A 6099-nucleotide genomic window follows, 5' to 3' on the forward strand; every position below is an offset into this window, starting at 1 on the left:
GAGACTCCTGGAGCACCACACCATGACCACCACCCAGTTCCCCTATGCCCTCACCCGCGCGGGCGTCATCATGTCCCCCGAGCCCGACAACGAGCTCGAGGCCGAGGGCGTGCTCAACCCGGCCACCGTCCGGGGCGCGGACGGCACCCTGTACCTGCTGCCGCGTCTGGTGGCCGCAGGGAATGTGTCCCGCATCGGCCTGGCCGAGATCAAGGTCGCCGACGGCGTGCCCGTGGACGTGGCGCGCGAGGGCGTTGTCCTTGCCCCAGACCGTTCCTGGGAGCATGGGGCGCAGAATGCTGGCGTCGAGGACCCGCGCGTCACGTTCATCCCGGAGCTCGGACTGAACGTGATGACCTACGTCGCGTACGGGCCCCTCGGCCCCCGCACGGCCCTCGCCGTCTCCCCTGATGAGAGGTCCTGGCGGCGGCTCGGCCCCGTCTCGTTCGAGTACGACGACGGCCTCGACGTCGATCTGGGCCTGTACCCGAACAAGGACGCCGTCTTCTTCCCCGAGGTCGTGCGCGACCCGGACGGGGTGCCCAGCTTCGCCGTCCTGCACCGCCCCTCGTGGGACCTGCAGGACGTCCGTCCGGGCGAGGTCGCCATGCCACCGGCGGGCCTGCCGGACGAGCGGCCGAGCATCTGGATCAGCTTCATCCCCGTCGACGAGGTCCAGGAGGACATCAGGGCACTGGCACGCTGGCGCGGCCACCGGGTCGTCGCCTCGCCCGAGGCGCCGTTCGAGCAGACCAAGATCGGAAGCGGCCCCGCCCCCATCCGAGTCGAGGAGGGCTGGCTGCTGCTCCACCACGGCGTCGTCGGCGAGCTCGTCCCCGGCGTCGCCCAGCAGAAGAACGTCAACTACGCTGCCGGCGCCATGATCCTCGACTCCGAGCAGCCGTGGCGCGTCACGGCCCGCACGGAAGCTCCGCTGCTCTCCGCCGACACCGACGACGAACGCGACGGGATCGTGCCCAACGTCGTCTTCCCCACCGCGATCGAAGAGGTGGACGGCACCCTGTTCGTCTTCTACGGCATGGCCGACTCCAAGATCGGCGTGGCCCGCCTTGACCGCAGCGTCTCCCAACGCTGACCCCCCCCAAGACGTCGGACCGGCCCGTACCCCCCTCGGGCCGGTCCGACCCCTCCATGCCCTGCCCGGGACCGCCCGGCCGACCTCGGAGCCTCCCATGAAACGCACCGCCCTCTCCCGCGACTGGGCCCTCTCCCACACCGCGGGTCCGCGGCCCTCGTCCGTGGGCAGCCTCCGAGACATCCCCGCCACCGTCCCGGGCACCGTGCACACCGACCTCCAGGCAGCCGGAGTCATCGAGGACCCCTACCTCGACGGCAACGAAGCCCTGCAGGCCTGGATAGCCCGGTCCGACTGGCGCTACACCACGTCGTTCGAGTGGCAACCCGGGGACGAGCGGAGCGAGCTCGTCTTCGAGGGCCTGGACACCGTGGCCGCCGTCGACCTCAACGGACACCCCGTCCTCCAGGCGGAGAACATGCATCGCACCCACAGGGTCGATGCCACGGCGCACCTCGTGCCCGGCACCAACCATCTCGCGGTCGAGTTCTCCTCCGCCATCAGGGAGGCAGACCGGCGCTCCCTCGAGCTCGGCTCCCGGCCCCACGCCAACCACCACCCGTACAACGCGCTGCGGAAGATGGCGTGCAGCTTCGGCTGGGACTGGGGCATCGACACCGCCACGGCAGGGATCTGGAAGCCTGTGCACCTGGAGCAGTGGTCGACGGCGCGCCTCGCCTCGGTGCGCCCGGTCGCCACCGTGGACGGGCCCGACGGCGTGGTGGAAGTCCACGTCGAGGTCGCCCGGGCCGCCGGGCACCAGCCCCTCGTGGCCACGGCGACGGTCGGCGGTGCCAGGGCCACGGCCGTCATCTCCCCCGGCTTGTCCTCGGCCGTCCTCACGCTCCGGCTCCCGTCCGTGGACCTGTGGTGGCCCCGGGGCTACGGTGGGCAGCCGCTCTACCGGCTCGACGTCGGGCTCAGTCCCGCAGACGGCCACACCGCGGAGGCGTTGGATACCTGGAGCCAGGCCATCGGCTTCCGCACCGTGACGCTGGCCATGGCCCAGGACAGAGCGGGCACCGGCTTCGGCCTCGAGGTGAACGGTCGGCCGGTGTTCGTCAAGGGCGCCAACTGGATTCCCGACGATGCCTTCCCCCACCGCGTGGATCGGGCCCGCTATGCGGGCCGCATCGGCCAGGCCGCCGCGGCCGGCCTGAACCTGCTGCGTGTTTGGGGCGGAGGAATCTACGAGTCCGAGGACTTCTACTCCCTGTGCGACGAGCGCGGGATCCTCACGTGGCAGGACTTCCTCCTCGCCTGCGCCGCCTACTCCGAGGAGGAGCCCCTCCGCTCGGAGATCGAGGCGGAGGCGCGCGAGGCGGTCGCCCGGCTCGCGGCGCACCCCTCGCTGGTCGTCCTCAACGGCAACAACGAGAACCTCTGGGGCTACACGGACTGGGACTGGCAGACCCTCCTCGATGGCCGCTCCTGGGGCAGGGACTACTACTGCACCGTCCTGCCCGGCATCGCGGCCGAGCTGGCCCCGCACGTCGCCTACACCCCGGGCTCGCCCTTCACCCCCGCACCCTCCGGCTTCGACCCCCAGACGGACCCCAATGATCCGTCGAGGGGCACCATGCACCTCTGGGACCTCTGGAACGAGAAGGACTACCTCCACTACCGCGACTACCGGCCGCGCTTCGCCGCGGAATTCGGCTGGCAGGGGCCGCCCGCCTGGTCCACGCTCACCCGTGCGCTCAGCGACGATCCGCTCACGCCCGAGTCACCGGGGATGATCTCGCACCAGAAGGCCGCCGACGGGAACACCAAGCTCACCCGTGGGCTCGTGGGACACCTGCCGCTTCCCGACGAGATGCACGACTGGCACTGGGCCATGCAGCTCAACCAGGCCAACGCCGTCACGACGGGCGTCGAGTGGTTCCGCTCCCTCGCCCCACACTGCACCGGATCAATCGTCTGGCAGCTGAACGACTGCTGGCCGGTCGTCTCGTGGGCCGCCATCGACGGCGACGGCCGCGAGAAGCCGCTCTACGCCGCCCTCCGGGCGGCGAATGCGGACAGGCTCCTGACGATCCAGCCGACGGATCCCGGATCGGCCCGATCCCCGCTCGAGGTGGACGCCGTCAACGACACCGACCATGCCTGGGAGGGCGAGCTCCGCATCGAGCGCCGCACCCTTGCGGGCCCGGTCCTCAGCCAAACCCGGGTGCGTGTGGAGGTGGCCCCCAGGTCGGTCGCCAGAACCCCGCTCGCACAGCACCTCAGCCTCCCGGAGGACCCGGCATCGGAGATGCTGGTCGCCGTCCTGGGAGCGGCCCGGGCACTCTGGCACTTCGCCGAATACCGCGACCAGGACCTCGAGGCGGCCGACTTCCTGGCGGAGGCCGAACCGTGCGAGGACGGCACCCTGCTCCGGATCACCGCCCGCACCCTGCTGCGCGATGTCACGGTCCTCGCCGACAAGCTCGACCCGGCCGCCACCGTCGACCGGGCACTCGTGACGCTGCTGCCCGGGGAATCCGCCGAATTCCGGATCAGGACCACGCAGCCCCTCACCGTCTCCGAGCTGACCGACCGCCGCGTCCTCCGAAGCGCCAACCAGCTCGTCCCAGCCGGCAAAGCCGGGAGCCGCAGCAGCTCACACGGCGCGAAGGTAGCTGTGCCCGCGGACGAGCTCGACCAGGGCTGACTCGGCGGCCCTGGTCCGGGCGAGCCGCTGGTGCTCCGAGGGCACCGCGATCCAGTAGGTGCGCTGGATGGTGATGTCCTCGAGGATGCGCACCAGCCGCGGGTCCCCCGCCACCACGAAGTCGGGCAGGACGGCGACACCGAGACCGGCAACGGCGGCCATCCACTGGCCGGTGACGTTGTTGGTCTGCACGGCCGGCCGTACTCCCGGGAGCGTCTCGTCGAGGAACCGCAGGGCCGGGATGTCGAGCAGGGCATCGACGTATCCGATCATCGGATGGCTGGCCAAGTCGGCGAGGTCGGCGGGCCACCCCCGGCGGTCGAGGTAGTCCGGGCTCGCGTAGAAGCTGAGCCCGTACGCCGCCAGGGGCCTCGACCGGACCCCTCTGGTCGTCGGCTCCTCCAGAGCGATGCCGATGTCGAACTCGCGCGTGGCGAGCAGGCTCAGGCGCGTCTCGGTGACGACCTCGACCGTCAGGTCGGGGTAGTCGGCCCGGAGAGGGCCGAGGCCGGGCGAAAGCACGAACGCGCCGAAGCCGTCCGGGGCGGCGATGCGGAGCGTGCCCGAGAGCCGGCCGCGGGCCGAACCGAGTTCCTCGGCCGCCGCAAGGAGGGACGACTCGATGGCCTCGGCGTGGACGAGGAGACCCTGCCCCGCCTCGGTGAGTTCCCACCCGCCCGGGGTGCGGTCGAACAGGCGGGTGCCGGCAGCCCTCTCGAGCTGGCTCACCCTCCTGCCCACGGTGGTGTGCTCGACCCCCAGCGCTCTCGCGGCAGCGACGAGCCTCCCGGTGCGGGCCACTTCCAGGAAGAAGCGGAGATCGTCTGCTTGGATCACGCAGCCACCCTATGGCCGGATGTGCGTCCGTGCACACCGCTGGGCCGAAATCACCCTTGCCGTCGGCGTCCGCTGCACAGAGACTGGAGGCGTTCCCCGGTGCCGCGGACCGGCCCGCCGGGAGGTCCAGCCCACTACTGCCGGGAGGCGCCGCGATGACCTTTCAGATTTCCCTGCCACGACTCATGATCGTGGGCGCCGGTGCCGTCCGCGAGCTGGGAACCACCGTGAGGGACCTCGGGGCAACGCGGCCGCTGCTGGTGACGGACCCGTTCATGAAGGATTCCGGAACGGTCGACGCCGCCCTGGCCTCCCTCCGCGATGCCGGACTGGCGACCGGCCTGTACGCCGAGTGTGTCCCCGACCCCACCACGGACTCCCTCCAGGCCGGCCTCGCTGCCGTTCAGCAGCACGGCGCTGACCTCCTCGTCGGATTCGGCGGCGGCAGCTCCATCGACACGGCCAAGGCCCTCGGCTTCCTCTCCCGGAACCCCGGCCCGATGCGGGACTACAAGGCGCCCCGGATCAACACCGGGCCGGCCCTGCCCGTCGTCGCCGTCCCGACCACGGCCGGCACCGGCTCCGAGGCCACCCAGTTCACGATCATCAGCGACTCCGAGACCGACGAGAAGATGCTCTGCACGGGCCCCTCGTTCCTGCCGGTCGCAGCGGTGGTCGACTACGAGCTGACCCTGTCCATGCCGGCCCGGCTCAGCGCGGACACCGGCGTGGACGCCCTCACCCACGCGATCGAGGCCTACGTGAGCCGCCGTGCGAACCCCTTCTCCGACGGCTTCGCCCTGGCCGCCATGGCCGCGATCGGCGCGAACCTCCGCGAGGTCTACAAGGACGGCTCGAACCAGGCGGCCCGCGAGGCCATGATGCTCGCCGCCACGCAGGCGGGCATCGCCTTCTCCAACTCGAGCGTGGCCCTCGTGCACGGCATGAGCCGGCCCATCGGCGCGCACTTCCACATCGCCCACGGCCTCGCCAACGCGATGCTCTTCCCGGCCGTGACCGAGTTCTCGGTCTCCGGGGCCGAGTCCCGCTACGCCGACTGCGCGCGGGCCCTCGCCGTCGCGGGAGAGGAGGACGACGACGCCACCGCGGCCCAGGCCCTCGTCGACGAGCTCAAGGCCCTCGCCCGCGACCTCGCCGTGCCCACCCCCGCCTCCCGCGGCATCAGCCGGGAGGACTGGGACCGCGCCGTCCCGGTGATGGCCGAGCAGGCCCTCGCCTCCGGCTCGCCCGGGAACAACCCGGTGGTCCCCACCGCCGAGGAGATCGAGCAGCTCTACGCGGCTATCTACGGCTGAATCCCCCCAGTCCCCTTCCACCCACCCCAGGAGCACAGAATCATGACTGTCAGGACCATTCCGCATTTCCTCAATGGTGAGGAGTCCGAGGGCGTCGGCGAGCGGACGCAGCCGGTGTTCAATCCGGCGACCGGGGAGCAGACGGGTGAGCTGCGCCTGGCCGACCGGGCGGACCTGGAGGCCGCGGTGGCGTACGC

General features: G+C 71.4%; 4 protein-coding genes and 1 pseudogene. 4 read left to right on the top strand and 1 reads right to left on the bottom strand.

Annotated elements, in window-relative coordinates; genetic code table 11:
- The first annotated feature begins 22 nt into the window (after positions 1-22).
- Complete coding sequence (locus ACYVKZ_RS09275; RefSeq protein ID WP_460991858.1) at positions 23-1096, top strand: glycoside hydrolase family 130 protein; 1074 nt, start codon at positions 23-25, stop codon at positions 1094-1096.
- A gap of 97 nt (positions 1097-1193) precedes the next feature.
- Positions 1194-3749, top strand: coding sequence for a glycoside hydrolase family 2 protein (locus ACYVKZ_RS09280; protein WP_460991859.1), 2556 nt, complete (start codon positions 1194-1196; stop codon positions 3747-3749).
- Here ACYVKZ_RS09280 and ACYVKZ_RS09285 read toward each other — a convergent pair.
- Positions 3699-4586 carry a LysR family transcriptional regulator gene (locus tag ACYVKZ_RS09285; RefSeq protein WP_460991860.1) on the bottom strand — a complete coding sequence of 296 codons (888 nt, stop codon included), beginning with the start codon at positions 4584-4586 and terminating at the stop codon, positions 3699-3701. The two genes, ACYVKZ_RS09280 and ACYVKZ_RS09285, sit on opposite strands and share 51 nt — an antisense overlap.
- Before the next feature lie 155 nt (positions 4587-4741).
- Here ACYVKZ_RS09285 and ACYVKZ_RS09290 point away from each other — a divergent pair, with 155 nt between their 5' ends.
- The gene (locus ACYVKZ_RS09290; protein WP_460991861.1) at positions 4742-5902 is read left to right on the top strand and encodes an iron-containing alcohol dehydrogenase; all 1161 of its coding nucleotides are present in this window, start codon (positions 4742-4744) and stop codon (positions 5900-5902) included.
- A gap of 42 nt (positions 5903-5944) precedes the next feature.
- Positions 5945-6099, top strand: a pseudogene (locus ACYVKZ_RS09295) (methylmalonate-semialdehyde dehydrogenase (CoA acylating)); the annotation flags it as partial.

This window comes from Sinomonas soli (genome assembly GCF_054782415.1).

Excerpts from the sequence above, each read along its gene's own strand:
- ACYVKZ_RS09290 (WP_460991861.1), top strand. The coding sequence starts at position 4,742 with ATGACCTTTCAGATTTCCCTGCCACGACTCATGATCGTGGGCGCCGGT.
- ACYVKZ_RS09280 (WP_460991859.1), top strand. The coding sequence starts at position 1,194 with ATGAAACGCACCGCCCTCTCCCGCGACTGGGCCCTCTCCCACACCGCG.
- ACYVKZ_RS09275 (WP_460991858.1), top strand. The coding sequence starts at position 23 with ATGACCACCACCCAGTTCCCCTATGCCCTCACCCGCGCGGGCGTCATC.